Below are 19,772 nucleotides of genomic sequence, written 5' to 3'. Positions count from 1 at the left end.
GGCGGTGAAACCTACAGGGTCTCGAAGATCTCCCGGGCCAGCTTGGCGGTCTCGGACGGCGTCTTGCCGACCTTCACGCCCGCGGCCTCCAGAGCTTCCTTCTTGCCCTGCGCGGTGCCCGCACCGTCGGAGACGATGGCGCCGGCGTGGCCCATGGTCTTGCCCTCCGGGGCGGTGAAGCCCGCGACGTAGCCGACGACCGGCTTGGTGACGTTGGCTTGGATGTAGGCCCCCGCCTTCTCTTCAGCGTCGCCACCGATCTCACCGATCATCACGATCAGCTTGGTCTCGGGATCCTTCTCGAACGCCTCGAGCGCGTCGATGTGGGTGGTGCCGATGACCGGGTCGCCGCCGATACCGATGGCGGTGGAGAAGCCGAGATCGCGCAGCTCGTACATCATCTGGTAGGTCAGGGTGCCGGACTTGGACACCAAGCCGATCGGGCCCTTGCCGGTGATGTTGTTGGGCGTGATGCCGACCAGCGACTCACCCGGGGTGATGATGCCGGGGCAGTTGGGCCCGATGATGCGGGTCTTCTCACCCTTGTCGACGTTGTAGGCCCACGCGTAGGCGCTGTCCTGCACCGGGATGCCCTCGGTGATGACCACCAGCAGCGGGATCTCGGCGTCGATGGCCTCGATGATGGCGTCCTTGGAGAAGGCCGGCGGCACGAAGGCGATCGACACGTCGGCGCCGGTCTCCTTGATGGCCTCGGCCACGCTGCCGAAGACCGGCAGCTCGACGGGGTTACCGTCCTTGTCCTCGTGAGAGACGGTGGTGCCGGCCTTGCGGGCGTTGACGCCGCCGACCACCTGGGTGCCGGCCTTGAGCATCAGCTTGGTGTGCTTGGTGCCCTCGCCGCCGGTGATGCCCTGGACGATGACCTTGGAATCCTTGTTCAGGAAGATAGACATCTTTGTTGGCTCCCTTACTTGTTGGCCAGCTCGGCGGCCTTGTCGGCGCCGGCGTCCATGGTTTCGGCCTGGATGACCAGGGGGTGGTTGGCCTCGGCCAGGATGCGGCGGCCCTCTTCGACGTTGTTGCCGTCCAGGCGCACCACGAGCGGCTTGTTGGCCTCGTCGCCGAGGATCTCCAGTGCCTTGACGATGCCGTTGGCCACCGCGTCACAGGCGGTGATGCCGCCGAACACGTTCACGAACACGCTCTTGACCTGAGAGTCATTGAGGATGACGTCCAGGCCGGCGGCCATCACCTCGGCTGAGGCGCCACCACCGATGTCGAGGAAGTTGGCGGGCTTGACGTTGCCGTGCTTCTCACCGGCGTAGGCGACGACGTCCAGGGTCGACATGACCAGGCCGGCGCCGTTACCGATGATGCCGACCTCGCCGTCGAGCTTGACGTAGTTGAGGTCGTTCTCCTTGGCCTTGAGCTCCAGGGGATCGGTGGCGTCCTTGTCCTCGAACTCGGCGTGGCCGGGCTGCCGGAAGTCGGCGTTGGCGTCCAGGGTGACCTTGCCGTCCAGGGCCAGGATCTGGTCGTCGGGAGTGCGGACCAGCGGGTTGACCTCCACCAGGGTGGCATCCTCGCCGACGAACACCTCCCACAGCTTCTGGATGGTGACGGCCGCGGCGTCGAGCACCTCGGCGGGCAGGTGGCCCTTCTCGGCGATCTCGCGCGCGAAGGCCAGGTCGACGCCCTTGACGGCGTTGACGGGCACCTTGGCCAGACGTTCGGGCTTGGTCGCGGCGACCTCTTCGATCTCCATACCGCCCTCGACCGAGCACATGGCCAGGTACGTGCGGTTGGAGCGGTCCAGCAGGAAGGAGATGTAGTACTCCTCGGCGATATCGCTGGCCTCGGCAACGAGCAGCTTCTTGACGACGTGGCCCTTGATGTCGAGGCCGAGAATGTTCTGGGCGTGGGTGAAGGCGTCCTCGGGGGTGGCCGCGTACTTCACGCCGCCGGCCTTGCCGCGGCCGCCGACCTTGACCTGAGCCTTCACCATGACCGGCTTACCGATCTCCTCGGCGATCGCCTTGGCGTCCTCGGGCGAGTCGGTGACCCGGCCGGGAGTGGTGGGGACGTTGTGCTTGGCGAACAGCTCTTTCGCCTGATATTCGAAGAGATCCATGAGCTCTGAGAAATCCCTGTCTGTCTGCGTTGACGTTTGGTTTCACTTCAGCGTGTGGGCCTGACCGGCTCGCTGGGCACTTTATCGACCCTTGGCGCGGGCTCCCCCATCGCCCACCTGACTTGTGCTAAATCTCACCGAGGTGGCCCAGTGAGACAAGTCACATTCCCGCCCGGAATACGCGCTTAGGTTGCCACCAACATTGGGGTTTGGTTAACGTGCCTACTGGTCCAGATCACGGCAAGGTCACGAAAAGAAGGACATCGCAGGTTGCCTGAGCACAGTTCGTCCCGCTTCCCCAAGGGAACACCGACGAACGCTCGCACCGCGAAGAGTCCGCTGTCGGCCGCCGAAATCACCGACATCATCCCGTTCAACGAGTTCGGTGACCTGCACGAACTCGAGTTCCGCGACAGCTCCGCCTTCGACAAGGAGCAGCGCGTCATCGCCGCTCCGGAACTCGATGATCTGCACGACACCGACGACCTGGTCCCGCTGCGGCTCGCCGTGCCGACCGAGTTCGAATCTCACGAGCCCCGGCCCTCCGCCCGCGGCTATCGCGACAGCCACACCGACCTGAGCGACGGCCTGGCCCAGACCGACGTCATCGACATCCGCGGCCAGCGCACCGGTGGCGCGCACCGCAAGCAGACCGTGGGTGCGGTCAAGAGCCGGCTCCTGATCGCCGCCATGGCCGCCGGCGCCACCGCCTCGGGTGCTTACACGCTGAGCACCGCCGATTCGTCCACGGCCACCTCGGACACCGTGCTGACCGGCGCCCAGGCCGGGATCAGTGGCGGGGTCATCACCGGGTCGGCCGACGGGATGCAGATCGTGACCGTCGAGCCGGCCGCCAGCTCGGCCGTGCACGCCGAGGAGATCACCAAGGCCGCCGCGTTCGCCCAGGAACGCGCGGAGCGTGAAGCGCGACTGAACAGGCCGCTGTTCGTCATGCCCACCAAGGGCGTGTGGACATCGGGCTTCGGCTACCGCTGGGGCGTGCTGCATGCCGGTATCGACATCGCCGGGCCGATCGGCACGCCCATCGTGGCCGTCGCCGACGGCACCGTCGTCGACGCCGGCCCGACCGCGGGTTACGGCGCATGGGTCAAGATCCGCCACAACGACGGCACCGTCACGCTCTACGGCCACGTGAACACCTGGCTGGTGTCCGTCGGGCAGCGCGTGATGGCCGGTGACCAGATCGCCACCATCGGGAACCGCGGCAACTCCACCGGCCCGCACTGCCACTTCGAAGTCTTGCTCAACGGCAGCAACCGCATCGACCCGGTGCCGTGGCTCGCTCAGCGGGGGCTTAGCCCCGGCACCTACGTTGGATGACGTGAGTCCCGAGCACGTCCCTGAGGATCCCCGCACCAGCATCATCCGCCGGAACCCCACCGGTTCGTTCCCGGCGCTTTCGCCTGCCCTCGGCACCGACCCCACCATGTTCGTGCGTACCCCTGCCGAGCAGGACCAAACCAGTTACATCCCCCGGCCCACCCCGCAGGCCGTGGCACCGCGCCGTGAGGCCGGGCCGGCCGCGGCCATCGCCGCCGCAGTGCTGAGCATCTTGACCGGCTGGGCCACCGCCGTCATCGCCACCGATCTGATCGCCGGGTGGTGGCGCACCGACCGGTTGTTCTGCGTCGCGATCGGCTTTCTCACCGCGATCTCGGCGGCCGCCGGGATCGGGGGTTTGATCGTGCTGCTGCTTCAGCGCCGGATGGGACGGCTGCTGATCGTCGTCGGCGCCACCATCGGCCTGTTGATCTTCGGCTGCTTGTTCCTCGCCGGGGCGCGGCTGCACCCCGTCGTCTACGCGATGCCGGCGTTACCGGTCGCCGCGATCGTGCTGGCGTTGCTGCCCGCGACGGCACGGTGGGCGAAGGGTTAGGCCGTCACGGTCAGAGCTTGCTCACCGGCGCGTGGTTGTGCATCAGCTTGACCCGGCCGGCGCTACCGAAGTCGATGAGCGACATCGCCGATTCGCCCACGCCGGACACCTCTTCGACCCGACCCAGCCCGTACTTGTCATGGGTCACCCGGTCGCCGGGCTCCAGGGTGATCACCGTGCGGTTGCGCACCTTCGCCGGCGCCGGGCGTGCGCTGTCGGCGAATCGCCCCACACTGCGCGGGGCGCTCAGCACTGATGCCGGCGTCTCGACGCGGCGCCAGTTGATGAGGTCTTCCGGGATCTCGCGCAGGAAGCGGGACTCCGGGTTCAGCATCGGCTGCCCCCAGGACGACCGCACCTTGGCGCGGCTCAGATACAGCCGCTGCCGGGCCCGGGTGATACCGACATAAGCCAGCCGGCGTTCCTCGGACAGCTCCGTCGGGTCGCCGAGGGCGCGCATGTGCGGGAACATGCCGTCCTCCCAGCCCGTGACGAACACCACGGGGAATTCCAGGCCCTTGGCGGTGTGCAGGGTCATCATGGTCACCACACCCGAACCCTCTTCGGGGATACCGTCGGCGTCGGCCACCAGCGATACCCGTTCCAGGAACTGGGCCAGCACCCCGGTGTCCGGAATGTCTTCGTCGACCAGGTCCTCTTCTTCGCGCAGCGCCTGCGCATTCGCCAGGTCGATGCTGAATTCGTGTGCGACGCTGACCAATTCGTTGAGGTTGTCCAGCCGTGCGAGATCCTGCGGGTCGTTCGACGATTCGAGTTCGCGGCGGTAGCCGGTGCGGTCGAGCACCGCCTCGACCAGATCGCCGAGTTCACCGTCGAGCCCGGCCCGCAACGAGTCCAGCAGCTCCACGAAGGAGGCGATGGCCTTCTCCGAGCGGGTGTTGAGCATCGGGACCTTGCCCTCGGCGGCCACCTGCAGCGCGTCGTTGAAGTTGGTGCCGGTGTTCTCCGCGTACACCGCCACGCACGCCTCGGCCCGGTCGCCGATGCCCCGGCGCGGGGTGTTGAGGATGCGCCGCATGCTCACCGAGTCGCCGGGGTTGTCCAGCACCCGCAGGTAGGCGACGATATCGCGAATCTCCTTGCGCTCGTAGAAGCGCACGCCGCCGACGACCTTGTACGGGATGCCGGAGCGGATGAACACCTCCTCCAGGGCACGTGAGGAGTTGTTGGTGCGGTAGAACACCGCGACGTCGTTGTAACTGATCTGGTTCTGGTCGGCCAGGGCGTCGATCTCACCGGCGACGAACCGCGCCTCATCGTGCTCGTTGTCGGCGACATAGCCGACGATGAGTTCGCCCTCCCCGGAATCGGTCCACAGCCGCTTCTCGCGCCGTCCCGCATTCCGGGAGATGACCGCGTTGGCGGCGTTCAGAATGGTCTGGGTGGAGCGGTAGTTCTGTTCCAGCAGAATGGTGGTCGCGTCCGGGTAGTCCCGCTCGAAATCCTCGATGTTGCGGATGGTGGCCCCGCGGAACGCGTAGATCGACTGGTCGGCGTCACCGACGACGCACAGCTCGCCGGGCGGTACGTCACCGGCGGGGTCGTGGCCGACCAGTTCGCGGACCAACATGTACTGGGCGTGGTTGGTGTCCTGGTACTCGTCGACCAGGATGTGCCGGAAACGCCTGCGGTAGTACTGCGCCACCTGTGGAAACGCCTGCAGCACATAGACCGTCTCACCGATGAGGTCGTCGAAGTCCAGGGCGTTGGCCGCGCGGAGCCGGCGCTGGTATTCGCCGAACACCGAGGCCACGGTGCGCGACATGTCATCGGAGGAATCGGTCAGCTCGGCGACCGCGCGCTCCGGGTCGATGAGCTCGTTCTTCAGATTGGAGATGCCGTTGGACAGCACCCGCGGTGAATACCGCTTGGTGTCCAGCCCCATGTCCTTGGCGATCATCATCAGCAACCGCCGCGAATCGTCGGCGTCGTAGATGGAGAAGTTCGAGTTCAGCCCGGGCATCAGGGAGGCCTGGTTGCGCAGGATGCGCACACATGTGGAGTGGAACGTCGAGACCCACATGTTGCGCGCGCGGGGCCCGACCAGTTGCACCACCCGTTCGCGCATCTCCGCGGCGGCCTTGTTGGTGAAGGTGATGGCCAAGATCTGGCCGACGCCGACGTCGCGGGCGGCCAGCAGGTAGGCGACCCGCCGGGTGAGCACCGCCGTCTTACCCGAACCGGCGCCCGCCACGATGAGCAGTGGCGAACCTTCGTGCAGCACGGCCTGGCGCTGCTGCGGGTTGAGGCCGTCCAGCAAGTTGTCGGTGTCAGCAGCAAGAGTCATATCGCAGTCAAACCTACAACCGCGGGCAGACACTTTGCGCTGGCCCGGCCGTTAGTGGCACACTCGATTTGTGCTCCATCAGCAGCGACGATTTTTTTACGGGTACCGATCCGCGGTGCCCGTGGTCTAGCTGCTTCCCCAGAGCCCCGCGGTCCGCATCCGGATCCGGGGCTCGTCTGTTGTGTGAGGCCCGAAACCGGATGAAACCAAAACCCACCAACAGCGAGGAACCCATGACCATCGAAACCAGCGAGCTGCCGAACATCGACGATCTGCGCCTGGAGATCGACCGCCTTGACGCCGAGATCCTGGCCGCCATCGCACGCCGCAAAGAGGTCTCCCAGACCATCGGCAAGATCCGGATGGCCTCCGGCGGCACCCGCCTGGTGCACAGCCGCGAGATGAAGGTGATCGAGCGCTACAGCGAGCTGGGTCCCGAGGGCAAGGACCTCGCGATGCTGCTGCTGCGCATGGGCCGCGGCCGGCTCGGCCACTAACGCGTTTTACCGAAGCCCGCCTGCTCCAGCACCTTCTGACCCGCCGCACCGGTCACGAGGTCGATGAACTTGTGGGCCAGGTCCGCATTCGCGGCACTCTTCAGGGTGGCGATCGGGTAGGTGTTCACCGCACCGGAGGACTCCGGGAACCCGACGCCGTCGACCTTGCCGCCCGATCCCGCGACATCGGTGACGTACACCAGCCCCGCGTCGGCCTGACCGGTGGACACCTTGCCCAGCACATCGGTCACCGACGTTTCCTCACTGACCGGTGCCAGCGTCACCTTGGTGGCGTCCTCGAGCTTCTTCGTCGCCGACCCGCACGGCACCTGCGGCGCGCACACCACCACGTTCAGACCGGGCTTGGCCAGATCGCCGAAAGTCTTGATGCCCTTGGGGTTACCGGGGGCCACCGCAATGGTCAGCACGTTCGTCGCGAAGTTCACCGGGTCCCCGGCCAGCAGCCCGGCCGCAGCCGCCTTGTCCATGTTCTTGGCGTCCGCCGAGGCGAACACATCGGCCTTGGCGCCCTGCGTCAGCTGCGTCACCAGGTCCGAGGATCCGGCGAAGGAGAACTCCACCGTGGCCCCCGGATTGTCGGTGTTGAACTGATCACCGATCTGGGTGAAGGTCTGCTTGAGCGAGGCCGCGGCGAACACCACGAGGTGCTGCGCGGGCGCCGCGCTGCCGGGCGACGTGTCGGAGCCGCAGCCGCTGAGCACTGCCGCCGCGGCCAGTCCGGCAGCCGCCCACGCCCTCATGCGTTTCATCTACGTGTCTCCCGGGGTCTCGACGATGACGGTGGTGGCCTTGACGACGGCCACGGCGACACTGCCGGGCTCGAGCTGAAGATCGCGCACGGCGTCGGTGCTCATCAGCGAGACGACGGTGAACGGTCCGCACTGCATCTCGACCTGGGACATCACCGTGTCCGAGACGACCTTGGTGACCAGCCCGGCGAATCGGTTGCGCGCGGAACTGCCGATCGCGACCGGATCCTGCGGCACCCGGCCGGCATGCTCGCGGACGAAGCCGGCCAGCTGCGCGCCGTCGAGCACCTTGCGGCCCGACTCGTCCGTACTCGCCGCGATGCTGCCGTCGTCGATCCAGCGCCGGACGGTGTCATCGCTGACCCCGAGCAACTCGGCGGCCTCGCGGATACGGAGTGTCGGCACGGCAGAATCGTATCCGCATCTGCGGATAATTCACACAGATAGCACCGAAGATGCGGCTAGGGGGTGAAGGCGATGTACTTCGTCTCCAGATACTCCTCGATGCCCTCGGTGCCGCCCTCGCGGCCGAACCCGGATTCCTTCACACCGCCGAACGGCGCGGCGGGATCCGAGATCACCCCGCGGTTCACCCCGACCATCCCCGACTCGATCGCCTCGGCCACCCGTAGGGCACGGTCCAGGGACTGGGTGTAGATGTAGGACGCCAAGCCGTATTCGGTGTCGTTGGCCGCGGCGATGCCCTCTTCCTCGGTGTCGAACCCGGCGATCGGCGCGACGGGCCCGAACACCTCCTCCTTGAGGATGCGGGCATCGGCGGGCACCCCGGCCAGCACCGTGGCCGGGAAGAAGTTGCCGGGGCCGGCCGGGGCCTCCCCACCGACGGCGACCTCCGCGCCGCGGTCCACCGCATCCGACACCAGCTCGTTGACGATGCCCAGCTGCTTCGGTGAGATCAGCGGCCCCAGCGTGGACGCGTCATCGAGCCCGTTGCCCAGCTGGTACTCGCTCATCCGTTTGACGAGCTTCTCGGTGAATTCCGCGCGCACCGCGTTGGCGACGTGGAACCGGTTGGCCGCCGTGCAGGCCTCGCCGCCGTTGCGCATCTTGGCCAACAGGGCGCCCTCGACGGCGGCATCGACATCGGCGTCGTCGAACACCACGAAGGGGGCGTTGCCGCCGAGTTCCATCGACGTGCGCAGCAGTTTGTCCGAGGACTGCTTCACCAGCGCCTTGCCCACGCCGGTGGAACCAGTGAACGTCAGCTTGCGCAGCCGGCCGTCGTCGATCAGCGCGGTGGTCAGCGCACCGGGGTTCGAGGTGGGCAGCACCGAGAGCACACCCTTGGGCAGGCCCGCCTCGTCGATCAGCTTGGCCAGCAGCAACATGGTCAGTGGGGTCTCCTGCGCGGGCTTGACCAGCATGGTGCAGCCGGCGGCCAGCGCCGGGCCGATCTTGCGGGTGCCCATCGCCAGCGGGAAGTTCCACGGCGTGATGGCGTAGCACGGGCCGACCGGCATCTTGGTGACGACGATGCGGCCGGTACCGGCCGGGCTGTGGGTGTAGCGGCCGCCGATGCGCACGGCCTCCTCGGAGAACCAGCGGAAGAACTCGGCGCCGTACTTGACCTCGCCGCGGCTCTCGGCGATGACCTTGCCCATCTCCAGCGTCATCAACGTGGCGACGTCTTCGGCACGCGCCGTGAGGGTTTCGAAGACCGACCGCAGAATCTCGCCGCGCTCCCGGGGCGCGGTGGCAGCCCACTCGGCCTGCACGGCCACCGCGGCGTCCAGCGCGGCGATACCGTCTTCGGGCGTCGCGTCGGCGACGGAGGTGATCACCTCGTCGGTCGCGGGATTGTGTACCTCGAAGGTGGACGAGCCGGCGCGCTCTTCGCCGCCGATCCACAGTCCGGTGGGCACGGATGAAATCAGCTCTGCCAAGTGTTCGGTGCGCATACATCCATCATGTACACCCTCGACACGCATACCGCACTAAGGTCTGAAGAATGAGTGCTGACATCACCGCTACGGCCGCATGGCATTCGCTGGCGCGCCACCATGACGCCCTCGCGTCGAAGAATCTTCGGGAGATCTTCGCCGAGGATCCGGCCCGCGGCACGGAACTGACGCTGACCGTCGGCGACCTCTACATCGACTACAGCAAGCACCGCGTCACCCGCGAAACCCTGGATTTGCTGGTCGATCTCGCCAAAGCCGCTGACCTGGAAGGCCGCCGGAACGCCATGTTCTCCGGCGAGCACATCAACACCTCCGAGAACCGCGCGGTCCTGCACACCGCGCTGCGGCTGCCGCGAGGGGCGGCGCTGACCGTCGACGGCCAGAACGTCGTCACCGATGTGCACGAGGTGCTCGACGCGATGGGTGCGTTCACCGACCGGTTGCGCTCCGGCGAGTGGACCGGCGCGACCGGCCAGCGGATCACCACGGTGGTCAACATCGGCATCGGCGGTTCGGACCTGGGGCCGGTGATGGTCTACGACGCGCTGCGCCACTACGCCGACGCGGGCATCTCCGCGCGGTTCGTCTCGAATGTCGATCCGGCCGACCTGGTGGCCAAGCTGGACGGACTCGATCCCGCCACAACGCTTTTCATTGTTGCCAGCAAGACCTTCTCCACCCTGGAGACGCTGACGAACGCCACCGCCGCCCGACGCTGGCTCACCGATGTGCTCGGCGACGCCGCGGTCTCCAAGCATTTCGTGGCGGTCTCGACCAACAAGCGGCTGGTCGACGAGTTCGGCATCGACACCGCGAACATGTTCGGGTTCTGGGACTGGGTCGGGGGCCGTTACTCGGTCGACTCGGCCATCGGGCTGTCGGTGATGGCCGTCATCGGCAAGGAACGCTTCGCGGAGTTCCTGGCCGGCTTCCACCTCGTCGACGAGCATTTCCGCACCGCACCCCTGGCCGAGAACGCCCCGGCACTGCTCGGCCTGATCGGCCTCTGGTACAACAACTTCTTCGGCGCCCAGTCGCGTGCCGTGCTTCCGTACTCCAACGATCTGTCCCGGTTCGCCGCGTATCTGCAGCAGCTCACCATGGAGTCCAACGGCAAGTCGGTGCAGGCCGACGGCTCACCCGTGACCACGAGTACCGGTGAAATCTATTGGGGCGAACCGGGAACCAACGGCCAGCACGCCTTCTACCAACTGCTGCATCAGGGCACCCGGCTGATCCCCGCCGATTTCATCGGGTTCAGCCAGCCCACCGACGATCTGCCGACCGCCGACGGCACGGGCAGCATGCATGACCTGCTGATGAGCAACTTCTTCGCCCAGACCCAGGTGCTGGCGTTCGGTAAGACCGCCCAGGAGATCGCGGCCGAAGGCACGCCCGCCGACGTGGTGCCGCACAAGGTGATGCCGGGTAACCGGCCCACCACGTCGATCCTGGCCACCAAGCTCACACCGTCGGTGGTCGGTCAGCTCATCGCGCTCTACGAGCACCAGGTCTTCACCGAGGGCGTCATCTGGGGTATCGACTCGTTCGACCAGTGGGGCGTGGAACTCGGCAAGACTCAGGCCAAGGCCCTGCTGCCGGTGCTCACCAGCGACGCGTCGCCCGCCGAGCAGACCGATACCTCCACCGACGCCCTGGTGCGTCGCTATCGCACCGAGCGCGGTCGATCAGCCTGAGCCACAGCGATTTCGGCGCGTTCACGCTCGCTGAGCGAATGTGAGCGCGCCGAAATCACCGAGGTGGATCAGCCCGGGAGCTGGATCGTGCGGCACGGACCGCCCGGGACGCACGCGATCCCGCCGCCGGGACCGGCTTCGGCCCACGGACCGCCGGGGACCTGCGCCGACACGTGGCCGTCCGGGCTGGCCTGGGCACCGGGACCACCGGGAACCTCGGCACCTGCGCCCTGCGGACCCGCCGACGGCGTACACGGCGTGCCGTCCGGGTTGTAGCAGCCGGGGGCCGGCGGTGCCGGCGGCATCGGCTCGGCCATGGCGGCCGGGGCAAGTGCGATGGCTCCAGCAGCCGCAGCACCTGTGAACAGTAGGGGCGTCATCTTCATCAGTTTCACCATCATGTGGTTCGACTACCCGACTACTGCGCAGGGTTAAACCAGCCAATCCGAAAAATCACGCAAAACGCTTGGTGTACTTCGGCGGCAGCAGCCGCATGATCTGCGTCAACGGCGCCCACGGCCACCCGGGCACCACGGCGCGGCCTTTCTCCTTCTCGATGGCGTTGACCATCGCGCGGACCCCGGTCTCGTTGTCGACCATGAGCAGGGTCGACCCGGACTTGGCCGTCATCTCGGATTCGATGTACCCGGGTTCGATGACGGTGACCCGGATCGGTCCCTTGTCGTACTCGGCGCGCAGCGACTCACCGAGTGAGGTCATCCCCGCCTTGCTGGCGCAGTACGCGGCCTTCGTACCGGGAACACCGGTGTTGCCCAGCACCGACGAGATGAGCACCAGGTGCCCTCCCCCGGATTTCTTGAACATCTCCAGTGCCGTCTCGATCTGGACCAGCCCGGCGACCAGGTTGGTCTCGATGGTGGCCTTGTTGGCCCACGGCTTGCCCTCGCCCAGCGGCCAGCCCTTGCCGATACCGGCGTTGACGATGACCCGGTCGATACCGCCCAGCTCGTCGGACAGCTCACCGAACACCCGGGGGACGGCCTCGTGGTCGTTGACGTCCAGCGCGGCCACGGCCACCTTCACATGCGGGTGCTTCGCGGCGATCTCCGCCTTCAGCTCATCCAGCCGGTCGGTGCGGCGGGCACAAAGGGCCAGGTCACGGCCCTTGGCGGCGAAAGCGCGGGCCATGCCGGCGCCCAGTCCGGAACTGGCGCCGGTGATCAGGATCTTCTGGCGAGTCATGCCGAGCAGAATAACCCAGTTAGATAACTGACCGGAAACCTGAGGTTGCTACTTGAGCAGGCGGGACAACCTGCGGTCCGCCAGTTTCTTGCCACCGGTCTGGCATGTCGGGCAGTACTGGAACGACTTGTCGGCGAAGGACACCTCGGCCACGGTGTCCCCGCACACCGGGCACGGCAGTCCGGTGCGCGCGTGCACTCGCAAACCGGAACGCTTCTCGCCCTTCAAGGTGGCAGCCCCCTGCCCCACCGACCGTGTCACGGCATCGGTGAGCACCGACACCATCGCGTCGTGTAGTGCGCCCAGCTGATCGGGCGTCAACTTGGCGGCGGTGGCGAACGGGGAAAGCTTTGCCACATGCAGGATTTCATCGCTGTACGCGTTGCCGATACCGGCGATGATCTTCTGGTCGGTGAGGACGGTCTTGATCCGGCCGGTCTGGCTGGCGAGCACCTCCGCGAGTTCGGCAGGCCCGAGTGACAACGCATCCGGCCCGAGCGCGGCGATCTGCGGGACGGCCAGCGGATCAGCCACCACCCACACCGCGAGCCGCTTCTGCGTGCCGGCCTCGGTGAGGTCGAAACCCACGCCGCCCCCGTCCGATATCGCCGCCGGGGCGGCTCCCAGGTGCACGCGCAGGGCGATCGGCCCTTTGCCGGGTTTGAGCGGCGTCGGTGCCAGCTTGTCGGACCAACGCAGCCAGCCGGCGCGGGACAGATGCATGATCAAGAACAGCTCACCGACCTGCAGACCGAGGTACTTGCCCCACCGCGACGCCCCGGTCACGGTCTGCCCGTGCAGGGCGGTGACGGGCGGATCGAAGGTCTTGAGGACCGACAGGGCCGCCACGTCCACTCGCGTGACCGGCCGTCCGACGGCATGCCGACGCAGGTGATCGGCGAGTGCCTCGATCTCGGGCAGTTCGGGCATGTGTCCAGTGTGACATCCAGGGCGAGCGCAGCGACGGGGGAAAGTATTCAGGGCGAGCGCAGCGACCGGAGAAGACGGAGGCAAGTGCCACACCGATATCGTCGGTATGTGCCGCCGTTCCTGCGCCGCCTGCTCATCCTCAATCCGGCTCCGAGGCGCTGGCCGTTCGCGCTGCGGGCCGGGATCTGCATGGCGGTGCCGGTGCTGGCGGGCTGGCTGTCGGGCGATACCGGGGCCTGGCTCATCGCGACCATCGGCGGATTCACCGCCCTGTATGGCAGCGGCCGCCCTTACCTCAACCGTGCGGGCTATCTGGCGATCATCGCGCTGAGCTTCGCCGCCGCGGTGGCCCTCGGCGATTGGGCGGCACGGATCCCGCTGCTGGGTCTGGTGACCATCACGCTGATCGCGATGGTCGCGGTGCTGGTGTGCCACGCGCTGAGCGTCGGGCCGCCCGGGGCCTACATGTTCATGCTGGGCTGCGCGGCGGGGACCGCGACGGCGGCCACCCACCTGACGCCGTGGCATATCGGCGCCCTGGTGTTGTCCGGCGGGGTGTTCGCGTGGCTGGCGCACATGGTGGCGGTGCTGTGGCGGCCCCGCGCACCGGAGTATGCGGCGGTGGGCGCCGCACGCGCCGCGGTTATGCGCTACCTCGAATCCGGCGAGGGCGCCGACCGCCACCAGGCGGCCCGAGCGTTACACCAGGCGTGGGTGACGCTGGTCAATTTCGAGCCGGCTCGGCCCCGTCGGGACGGCACGTTGCAACGTCTGCGGGCCGAAAACCACCGCCTGCATCGCGTTTTCGCCGCGGCGATGGCTGCCGTCGATCGCGGCGAGCCGCTACCCGATATCGACGACCCGTCGTTCGCCGACACCACCCCCGATCTCCCACTGGGCCGTCCGGGGAATCTCACGTTGCTGCGGCGCGCCCTGACACCGGGCTCGGACTCCCTGCGGCTGGCAGTGCGGGTCGGTATCGCGGTCGCCTTGGCGGGCACAGTCGCCTCGGTGTTGTCCATCGATCACGCCTACTGGGCAATGGCGGCCGCGGTGCTCGTGCTGTATCAGGGTTTTGATTGGACGCGCACCGTACAGCGTGGGGTCGAGCGCCTGGTGGGCACGTGGCTGGGGCTCGGGCTGGCCGGGGCCATCCTGGCCTGGCACCCCCAGGGACTGTGGCTGGTCGCGGTGATCGCCTTGCTGCAGTTCATCATTGAGATGTTTGTGATGCGCAACTATGCGATCGCCGTCGTGTTCATCACCCCGATCGCACTGACCATTGCCACCGCCGGCCATCCGGTGGACGATCTGGGCCGACTGCTGCTGGCCCGTGGATTGGACACCGTGATCGGATGCGCCGCAGCTCTTCTGGTGTACCGGGCGGCGATCCGCACGCGCGGTCCCGCACCGGTGACCGAGGCCATCGATGCCACCCTGGCGGCGATGGCAGCCACCACCACACATCTGGAGGCCGGCTCCGTCACCACCGCGCAGGCCCGCGCCGACCGCCGCGATCTGCAGCTGCGCGCGATGGCGATGCTCGACGTGTACCAGGGTGCCGTCGGCGGATCAGCCTCCCAACGCGAGGCCGCTGAACGGCTGTGGCCGACAGTGGCCGCCACCGAGCACGACGCGTACCGCACGTTGACCGCCTGCTGGCAGACCGAGCACCGACGACCGGATCACGAATAGCCAGCACGCGTGCTGCCAATATCTTTCGCGACACGCCACGGCGGCGCCCCCGTTGCTAGAGTCGACCGTGGCGTCGTGTGAAGGGGGACCCTTCGGTGGGTGATGAGCAGGAGCGGCTTCGCTCGTTGTATGAGTCGTATCTGGACGCATGCAACAAGCACGACTTCACGCGGATGAGCACGTTTTACGCATCGCCCATCAGCATCAACGACACCCCCACGGATCCCACGAGGGTCACCGAGCAGTTCGTCCCCCTGGTGTCGGCCTTCCCCGACTGGCAGTGGGAGGTGCGGCACGAACTCGTCGAGGGAGACCTTGTCGCGCTGCACTTCTCGGTGGCAGGCACCCACCTCGGCACCTTTCGCGGAATCGCAGCGACTGGCCGCCGCGTGGTCACCTCTGAATTCACGCTTTATCGCGTCGAAGGCGACAAGTTCACCCACGTATGGGATATCACCGATATGGACGCGGTGCTGGAACAGATCACGGGCACCGAAACGCAGTGACGCCCAGTCTCAACTGAAGGGCAGATCGAGGTCACTGCAGTGGTATGTCCAGGCCGCGTTCGGCCTCGGTCCGGGGCCCGAAGTAGCGGCGTTCGGATTCGTCGATCGCGAGGTCGTTGATGCTCGCCTCCCGTCGACGCATCAACCCGTGCTCGTCGAATTCCCACAGTTCATTGCCGTAGCTGCGCCACCACTGGCCCGCGGAATCGCGACACTCGTACTGGAATCGCACCGCGATGCGGTTCCCATGGAAATCCCAGAGACTCTTGCGCAGCGCGTAGTCCCGTTCTCGCTGCCATTTGGCGGTCAGGAATGCGACGATCTCGTCGCGGCCGGTGACGAAGACGTTCCGGTTACGCCACACGCTGTCCCGCGTGTACGCCTTACTCACCCGCTCGGGGTCACAGGTGTTCCACGCGTCCTCCGCGGCCTGGACTTTCTGGAGTGCCGACTGCAGATCGAACGGTGGTAGCGGTGGACGCTCCTCGTCTGCACCCATCGGATGGGACCTCCCTCTGTACGCGTCGACGAACCTAGACGAACCTACCGACGAACCTTCTGTGCCGACAGACCTTGCGAGAACCGATCCTGCCCAACGCCTTCGGCGTCAGGAGCGAACGACCAGGGAGAGCAGCCAGCTGACGATCGACAGCATGATGGCCGCCCAGATCGCGGTCCACCAGAAGTGGTCGATGAACAGCCCCCAGTGCGTGGTGTGTTCGGTGATCCACGACGTGATCCACAACATGAGTGCGTTGACCACGACGTGGAACAGGCCGAGGGTCAGGACGTAGAGCGGTATCGAGATGATCTGCACGATCGGTTTGATGACGGCGTTGACGAGTCCGAAGATGACCGCGACGACGAAGATGATGCCGACCTTCTGAAGGGTCGTGGCACCGCCGACGAACGTCATGCCCGGCACGAAGAGCGTCACCACCCACAGCGCCAGGCCGGTCAGGGTGGCGCGCAGCAGAAATGATCCCATGCTGTGATCCTGCCAGGTCAGGCGCGAAGCAGATAGATGTCCATGATCCAGCCGTGCCGCTGCCGGGCTTCGGCCCGGCGCGCCACGATCCGGTCACCGACGTCGCCCACCCTGCCGGACTCCAGCAGTTCGTCCGGCGTCCCCAGATAGGCGCCCCACCAGATCCGGGTGTCGGGCGGACAACTCAAGAACGAGCACTCGCCGTCCAGCATCACCACGGCGTCGGTGTCCAGGCCGTTCTCCCGCAGCTGACGGCCAGTGGTGATCAGCACGGGCGCACCGATGTCGTTGAGCGCGATGCGATGTCGTGCGGTCAGCGCCTGGATGGCGGTGATCCCGGGGACGACGTCGAAGTCGAACTCGACGTGCTCGGCCACTCGCTCCAGGATGCGCAGCGTGCTGTCGTAGAGCGACGGGTCACCCCAGGCCAGAAACGCGCCGACACCGTCGGGTCCGAGTTCATCCTGGATGGCCTGGGCCCATAGCCGGGCTCGGGCGGCGTGCCATTCGTTCACGTTGTCCCGGTAGGCCGCGCTGTCGGCGGCGGCGGCCCTTTTGGGGTCCGGTAGTTCGACGAACCGGTAGCCGGGTTCGGTGATGAACCGGTCGCAGATCAGCCGGCGCAGCGCGACCAGGTCGTCTTTCGTCTCACCCTTGTCCATAGCGAAGAAGACATCGGTGTCGTTGAGCGCCGAGATCGCCTGCGTCGTCACGTAGTCGGGGTCGCCCGCGCCGATACCGATGACATGAAGGGTGCGCACCCGCAGAAGGCTAGCGGAAACGATTTATCCGGTACCGCAGGTATTGACTAAAAGTGTGACGCGGACGTAGCTTCGAAGTCACCGACCCGAAAGGTGGCAACGATGACGGCTTCGCTGAAATCCCAGACCACGCGTGCGGAATTCGCCGAGCGGCTGCTGAAGGGCTCGGTACGCAAGTCCTACGCCCCGATCGTCGATATCGACTGGGACGCCCCGCTGGAGGCGGACAAGTTCTTCTTGCCCCCCAAGGTGGTCTCGCTCTACGGCACCCCGTTGTGGGAGGCGATGAGCCGGGCCGAGCAGATCGAGCTGTCCCGTCAGGAGCTGGTGAACACGCTGTCCGCCGGCATCTGGTTCGAGAACATCCTGAATCAGTCGCTGCTGCGCAAGATGATGCATCAAGACCCGACCGCGGCCACCACGCACTATGAGCTGACCGAACTGGGCGACGAGACCCGGCACATGGTGATGTTCGGCAAGGCCATCGCGAAGGTCGGCGCGGACCCGATCCGGCCCCGGCTGTATCAGCGCGTCATCATCAACGGGCTGCCGTTCATCTTCCGCGGATCGGTGCTGTGGGTGGCCGCCCTGATCGGCGAGGAGATCTTCGATTCGCTGCAACGGCAGATGATGGACGATCCCGAGCTGCAGCCAATGGCGCAGCGGCTGATGCGGATTCACGTCACCGAGGAGGCTCGCCACATCCAGTTCGCGCGTGACGGCCTGCGCAAGCGCACCCCGTCCATGTCGCGCTGGAAGCGCTTCTGGATCGGCAATCTCAACGGCGCGGGCGGCCTGTTCTTCCGATTCCTGTTCACCAACAAGGTGCAGTACAGCCGGGTCGGCCTGGAGGCGCGGGCGGCGCGCAGGATGGCTCGCGCGTCCGCGCACCGGCGCGAGGTGCAGATCGCCGGGTTCGCCCCGTTGGCCGCATTCCTCGAGGAGGTCGGCCTGATGGGCCCGATCGCGAGGCGGGTCTGGCGGCGCACCGGGTTTCTGCCCGCGAAGGGTCCCGCCGTCGCGCAAGCCGAGGATGACGACTGCGGAACCTTCGTAGAGGACGTCTACGACGGTCCCGCGACCGTGGACGGCCACGCGGTACGGGTCCGGCTCACGGGGCATCTCGATCCGATCGACGGTAGGTATCACTGGCAGGGCACCGTGTTCGACGCGCCGGCCGAGACCCCGCGCGGCGCGGTGCCGGTCGTCATCGACGGCAATACCGTGACGGGCCGGTGCACCGAACGCACCCAGCAGGGCGGTTATCAGATCGCCGGTGCGGGGGCTCCGCCGTTCCGCCTGGTGTAGCCGACTGTCAGCATCGCGATCGCGAACACCGCGCCGACACTGCCGGAGATCAGCAGCGGCACGGTGCCATCCTGCCCCCAGGCCAGCCCGGCCCATACGCCGGCGATCAGGATCGCAAACCCGCTTGCGCCTTGGAAGACACCCTGCGCGCTGGCCTGGAGATCGGCGCCGACCAGGGTGGAGATCCATGCCTTGCCGACGCCATCGGTGCAGCCGGTGAACAGTCCGTACGCACCGATCAGCAGCCAGGCGGCCAGCGGATCGGTGGTCAGCCCCAGCCCGGTGTAGCCGATGGCAAAGAACACCAGCCCGATACCGAACACCTGCACCCGGCCGATCCGGTCTGCCAGCAGCCCGGCCGGATAGCTGCTCAGCGCGTAGACCGCGTTGTAACCGACATAGGCCAGGATCACCTCGACGACCGAGAAGCCGATCTCGTTGAGCCGCAACAGCAGCAGCGCGTCGGGAAAGTTGATGATTCCGAATGCAACGAGGATGCCCGTGGTGCGCCAGAACCGGCGCGGGAGGTCCTTGACGCGCGCGAAGAGCGGTGGCCGCGTCGTGGGTGCGGGACGTTTGCGTTCCTTGGACAGGAACACCAGCGCGACACTGAGCACGGCGGGTACGACGGCCACCCACAGCAGCGGCGCGATCTGATGGTCCAGCAGCTCGTAGCCGGCCAGCCCGATCAGCGGTCCGACGACCGCACCGAAGGTGTCCATGGCGCGATGAAAGCCGAACACCCGGCCGCGGTGACGCTCGTCGATATCGGCGACCAGGAGGGCGTCACGCGGGGCGCCGCGCAAGCCCTTTCCCAGTCGGTCGACGACCCGACCTGCGAGGACTCCCTGCCAGGCGCCCGCGGCGGCGACGATCACCTTGCCGAGGGCGGCCATCCCGTACCCGGTGGCGATGAGCGGGCGTCGCGCAAACCGGTCACCCAGCGGCCCCGAGGCGAGTTTGGTCAGCGACGCCGCCCCCTCGGCGGCACCCTCGATCGCGCCGACGACAGCGGGTGGGGCGCCCAACACGGCGGTCAGGTAGATGGGTAACAGCGGGTAGAGCAGCTCGCTGGCGGTGTCCTGAAGAAACGACACCGCGGACAGCACCCGGACATTGCGCGTCAGCCAGGTGCCCATCCGGACATCTTCCTCCGAACCATTCCGGCACACAGAACTAGAACACGTTCTAGTATCGG

The 19,772-nt window shown here is 66.9% G+C and carries 20 protein-coding genes and 1 pseudogene; 7 read left to right on the top strand and 14 right to left on the bottom strand.

Annotated features, from left to right (window positions below):
- Positions 1–11: 11 nt before the first annotated feature.
- On the bottom strand, positions 12–914 hold the full coding sequence (gene sucD, locus H7J86_RS19975; RefSeq protein ID WP_267292814.1) for a succinate--CoA ligase subunit alpha: 903 nt from the start codon (positions 912–914) through the stop codon (positions 12–14).
- A gap of 14 nt (positions 915–928) precedes the next feature.
- Positions 929–2,092 (bottom strand): ADP-forming succinate--CoA ligase subunit beta, encoded by a 1,164-nt coding sequence (gene sucC / locus H7J86_RS19970; protein WP_090354900.1) that lies wholly within the window; start codon positions 2,090–2,092, stop codon positions 929–931.
- A gap of 270 nt (positions 2,093–2,362) precedes the next feature.
- Here sucC and H7J86_RS19965 point away from each other — a divergent pair, with 270 nt between their 5' ends.
- Positions 2,363–3,433: a M23 family metallopeptidase gene (locus tag H7J86_RS19965; protein WP_090354898.1), complete on the top strand. Its 1,071-nt coding sequence runs from the start codon at positions 2,363–2,365 to the stop codon at positions 3,431–3,433.
- Positions 3,426–3,989, top strand: coding sequence for a hypothetical protein (locus H7J86_RS19960; protein WP_267292812.1), 564 nt, complete (start codon positions 3,426–3,428; stop codon positions 3,987–3,989). Before H7J86_RS19965 ends, H7J86_RS19960 begins: the two co-directional genes overlap by 8 nt.
- Positions 3,990–3,999: 10 nt before the next feature.
- Here the strand turns inward: H7J86_RS19960 and pcrA are convergent, their stop codons facing one another.
- Entirely contained in the window at positions 4,000–6,297 is a 2,298-nt protein-coding gene (gene pcrA / locus H7J86_RS19955; protein WP_090354895.1) for a DNA helicase PcrA, read from the bottom strand.
- 200 nt (positions 6,298–6,497) lie between these two features.
- Here pcrA and H7J86_RS19950 point away from each other — a divergent pair, with 200 nt between their 5' ends.
- Complete coding sequence (locus tag H7J86_RS19950) at positions 6,498–6,794, top strand: chorismate mutase (RefSeq protein WP_090354893.1); 297 nt, start codon at positions 6,498–6,500, stop codon at positions 6,792–6,794.
- On the opposite strand, the gene modA is transcribed toward H7J86_RS19950, so the two are convergent.
- Genes modA through H7J86_RS19935 form a run of 3 tightly spaced genes read right to left on the bottom strand, consistent with a single transcriptional unit; the run spans position 6,791 to position 9,483 of the window.
- Positions 6,791–7,564 carry a molybdate ABC transporter substrate-binding protein gene (gene modA, locus H7J86_RS19945; protein ID WP_267292810.1) on the bottom strand — a complete coding sequence of 258 codons (774 nt, stop codon included), beginning with the start codon at positions 7,562–7,564 and terminating at the stop codon, positions 6,791–6,793. The two genes, H7J86_RS19950 and modA, sit on opposite strands and share 4 nt — an antisense overlap.
- The gene (locus tag H7J86_RS19940) at positions 7,565–7,969 is read right to left on the bottom strand and encodes a TOBE domain-containing protein (RefSeq protein ID WP_090354890.1); all 405 of its coding nucleotides are present in this window, start codon (positions 7,967–7,969) and stop codon (positions 7,565–7,567) included.
- A 56-nt stretch (positions 7,970–8,025) separates the two neighbouring features.
- On the bottom strand, positions 8,026–9,483 hold the full coding sequence (locus H7J86_RS19935) for an NAD-dependent succinate-semialdehyde dehydrogenase (protein ID WP_187096848.1): 1,458 nt from the start codon (positions 9,481–9,483) through the stop codon (positions 8,026–8,028).
- 50 nt (positions 9,484–9,533) lie between these two features.
- On the opposite strand from H7J86_RS19935, the gene pgi reads away from it, so the two are divergent.
- Positions 9,534–11,183: a glucose-6-phosphate isomerase gene (gene pgi / locus H7J86_RS19930; protein ID WP_267292808.1), complete on the top strand. Its 1,650-nt coding sequence runs from the start codon at positions 9,534–9,536 to the stop codon at positions 11,181–11,183.
- 68 nt (positions 11,184–11,251) lie between these two features.
- Here the strand turns inward: pgi and H7J86_RS19925 are convergent, their stop codons facing one another.
- The 4 genes and pseudogenes from H7J86_RS19925 to H7J86_RS19910 form a co-directional block, all read right to left on the bottom strand.
- On the bottom strand, positions 11,252–11,569 hold the full coding sequence (locus tag H7J86_RS19925) for a hypothetical protein (RefSeq protein ID WP_222622192.1): 318 nt from the start codon (positions 11,567–11,569) through the stop codon (positions 11,252–11,254).
- A gap of 67 nt (positions 11,570–11,636) precedes the next feature.
- Complete coding sequence (locus tag H7J86_RS19920) at positions 11,637–12,386, bottom strand: SDR family oxidoreductase (protein ID WP_090354884.1); 750 nt, start codon at positions 12,384–12,386, stop codon at positions 11,637–11,639.
- Between the two features lie 48 nt (positions 12,387–12,434).
- On the bottom strand, positions 12,435–12,908 hold the full coding sequence (locus H7J86_RS19915; RefSeq protein WP_267293041.1) for a zinc finger domain-containing protein: 474 nt from the start codon (positions 12,906–12,908) through the stop codon (positions 12,435–12,437).
- A gap of 162 nt (positions 12,909–13,070) precedes the next feature.
- A pseudogene (locus H7J86_RS19910) lies at positions 13,071–13,316 on the bottom strand (DNA-formamidopyrimidine glycosylase family protein); the annotation flags it as partial.
- A 108-nt stretch (positions 13,317–13,424) separates the two neighbouring features.
- Between H7J86_RS19910 and H7J86_RS19905 the strand changes: the two are divergent.
- Complete coding sequence (locus H7J86_RS19905) at positions 13,425–15,011, top strand: FUSC family protein (RefSeq protein ID WP_267292806.1); 1,587 nt, start codon at positions 13,425–13,427, stop codon at positions 15,009–15,011.
- A gap of 95 nt (positions 15,012–15,106) precedes the next feature.
- Positions 15,107–15,517 carry an ester cyclase gene (locus tag H7J86_RS19900; protein WP_267292804.1) on the top strand — a complete coding sequence of 137 codons (411 nt, stop codon included), beginning with the start codon at positions 15,107–15,109 and terminating at the stop codon, positions 15,515–15,517.
- 31 nt (positions 15,518–15,548) lie between these two features.
- On the opposite strand, the gene H7J86_RS19895 is transcribed toward H7J86_RS19900, so the two are convergent.
- The 3 genes from H7J86_RS19895 to cobF all read right to left on the bottom strand — a co-directional run bounded on the left by H7J86_RS19895 (position 15,549) and on the right by cobF (position 17,266).
- Positions 15,549–16,016 (bottom strand): nuclear transport factor 2 family protein, encoded by a 468-nt coding sequence (locus H7J86_RS19895; RefSeq protein ID WP_090354879.1) that lies wholly within the window; start codon positions 16,014–16,016, stop codon positions 15,549–15,551.
- Between the two features lie 108 nt (positions 16,017–16,124).
- Positions 16,125–16,505 carry a phage holin family protein gene (locus H7J86_RS19890; RefSeq protein WP_090354877.1) on the bottom strand — a complete coding sequence of 127 codons (381 nt, stop codon included), beginning with the start codon at positions 16,503–16,505 and terminating at the stop codon, positions 16,125–16,127.
- A 17-nt stretch (positions 16,506–16,522) separates the two neighbouring features.
- On the bottom strand, positions 16,523–17,266 hold the full coding sequence (gene cobF / locus H7J86_RS19885) for a precorrin-6A synthase (deacetylating) (protein WP_090354876.1): 744 nt from the start codon (positions 17,264–17,266) through the stop codon (positions 16,523–16,525).
- A gap of 102 nt (positions 17,267–17,368) precedes the next feature.
- Here cobF and H7J86_RS19880 point away from each other — a divergent pair, with 102 nt between their 5' ends.
- Positions 17,369–18,574, top strand: a complete 1,206-nt coding sequence (locus H7J86_RS19880) for a diiron oxygenase (protein WP_267292802.1) — start codon at positions 17,369–17,371, stop codon at positions 18,572–18,574.
- Here H7J86_RS19880 and H7J86_RS19875 read toward each other — a convergent pair.
- Positions 18,532–19,713, bottom strand: coding sequence for an MFS transporter (locus H7J86_RS19875; RefSeq protein WP_267292800.1), 1,182 nt, complete (start codon positions 19,711–19,713; stop codon positions 18,532–18,534). The two genes, H7J86_RS19880 and H7J86_RS19875, sit on opposite strands and share 43 nt — an antisense overlap.
- Positions 19,714–19,772: the final 59 nt, after the last annotated feature.

Source organism: Mycobacterium hackensackense (assembly GCF_025822555.1).
Lineage (GTDB): Bacteria > Actinomycetota > Actinomycetes > Mycobacteriales > Mycobacteriaceae > Mycobacterium > Mycobacterium fluoranthenivorans.
Note: the sequence above shows the minus strand (reverse complement) of the source record. Positions and strands in the feature narration are given on the sequence as shown.

What these genes read in the sequence shown, in the direction of transcription:
- sucD (WP_267292814.1), bottom strand. Translation starts at nt 914, where the DNA reads ATGTCTATCTTCCTGAACAAGGATTCCAAGGTCATCGTCCAGGGCATC.
- sucC (WP_090354900.1), bottom strand. Translation starts at nt 2,092, where the DNA reads ATGGATCTCTTCGAATATCAGGCGAAAGAGCTGTTCGCCAAGCACAAC.
- pcrA (WP_090354895.1), bottom strand. Translation starts at nt 6,297, where the DNA reads ATGACTCTTGCTGCTGACACCGACAACTTGCTGGACGGCCTCAACCCG.
- H7J86_RS19950 (WP_090354893.1), top strand. Translation starts at nt 6,498, where the DNA reads ATGAAACCAAAACCCACCAACAGCGAGGAACCCATGACCATCGAAACC.
- modA (WP_267292810.1), bottom strand. Translation starts at nt 7,564, where the DNA reads ATGAAACGCATGAGGGCGTGGGCGGCTGCCGGACTGGCCGCGGCGGCA.
- H7J86_RS19935 (WP_187096848.1), bottom strand. Translation starts at nt 9,483, where the DNA reads ATGCGCACCGAACACTTGGCAGAGCTGATTTCATCCGTGCCCACCGGA.
- pgi (WP_267292808.1), top strand. Translation starts at nt 9,534, where the DNA reads ATGAGTGCTGACATCACCGCTACGGCCGCATGGCATTCGCTGGCGCGC.
- H7J86_RS19925 (WP_222622192.1), bottom strand. Translation starts at nt 11,569, where the DNA reads ATGAAGATGACGCCCCTACTGTTCACAGGTGCTGCGGCTGCTGGAGCC.
- H7J86_RS19920 (WP_090354884.1), bottom strand. Translation starts at nt 12,386, where the DNA reads ATGACTCGCCAGAAGATCCTGATCACCGGCGCCAGTTCCGGACTGGGC.
- H7J86_RS19895 (WP_090354879.1), bottom strand. Translation starts at nt 16,016, where the DNA reads ATGGGTGCAGACGAGGAGCGTCCACCGCTACCACCGTTCGATCTGCAG.
- H7J86_RS19890 (WP_090354877.1), bottom strand. Translation starts at nt 16,505, where the DNA reads ATGGGATCATTTCTGCTGCGCGCCACCCTGACCGGCCTGGCGCTGTGG.
- H7J86_RS19880 (WP_267292802.1), top strand. Translation starts at nt 17,369, where the DNA reads ATGACGGCTTCGCTGAAATCCCAGACCACGCGTGCGGAATTCGCCGAG.
- H7J86_RS19875 (WP_267292800.1), bottom strand. Translation starts at nt 19,713, where the DNA reads ATGGGCACCTGGCTGACGCGCAATGTCCGGGTGCTGTCCGCGGTGTCG.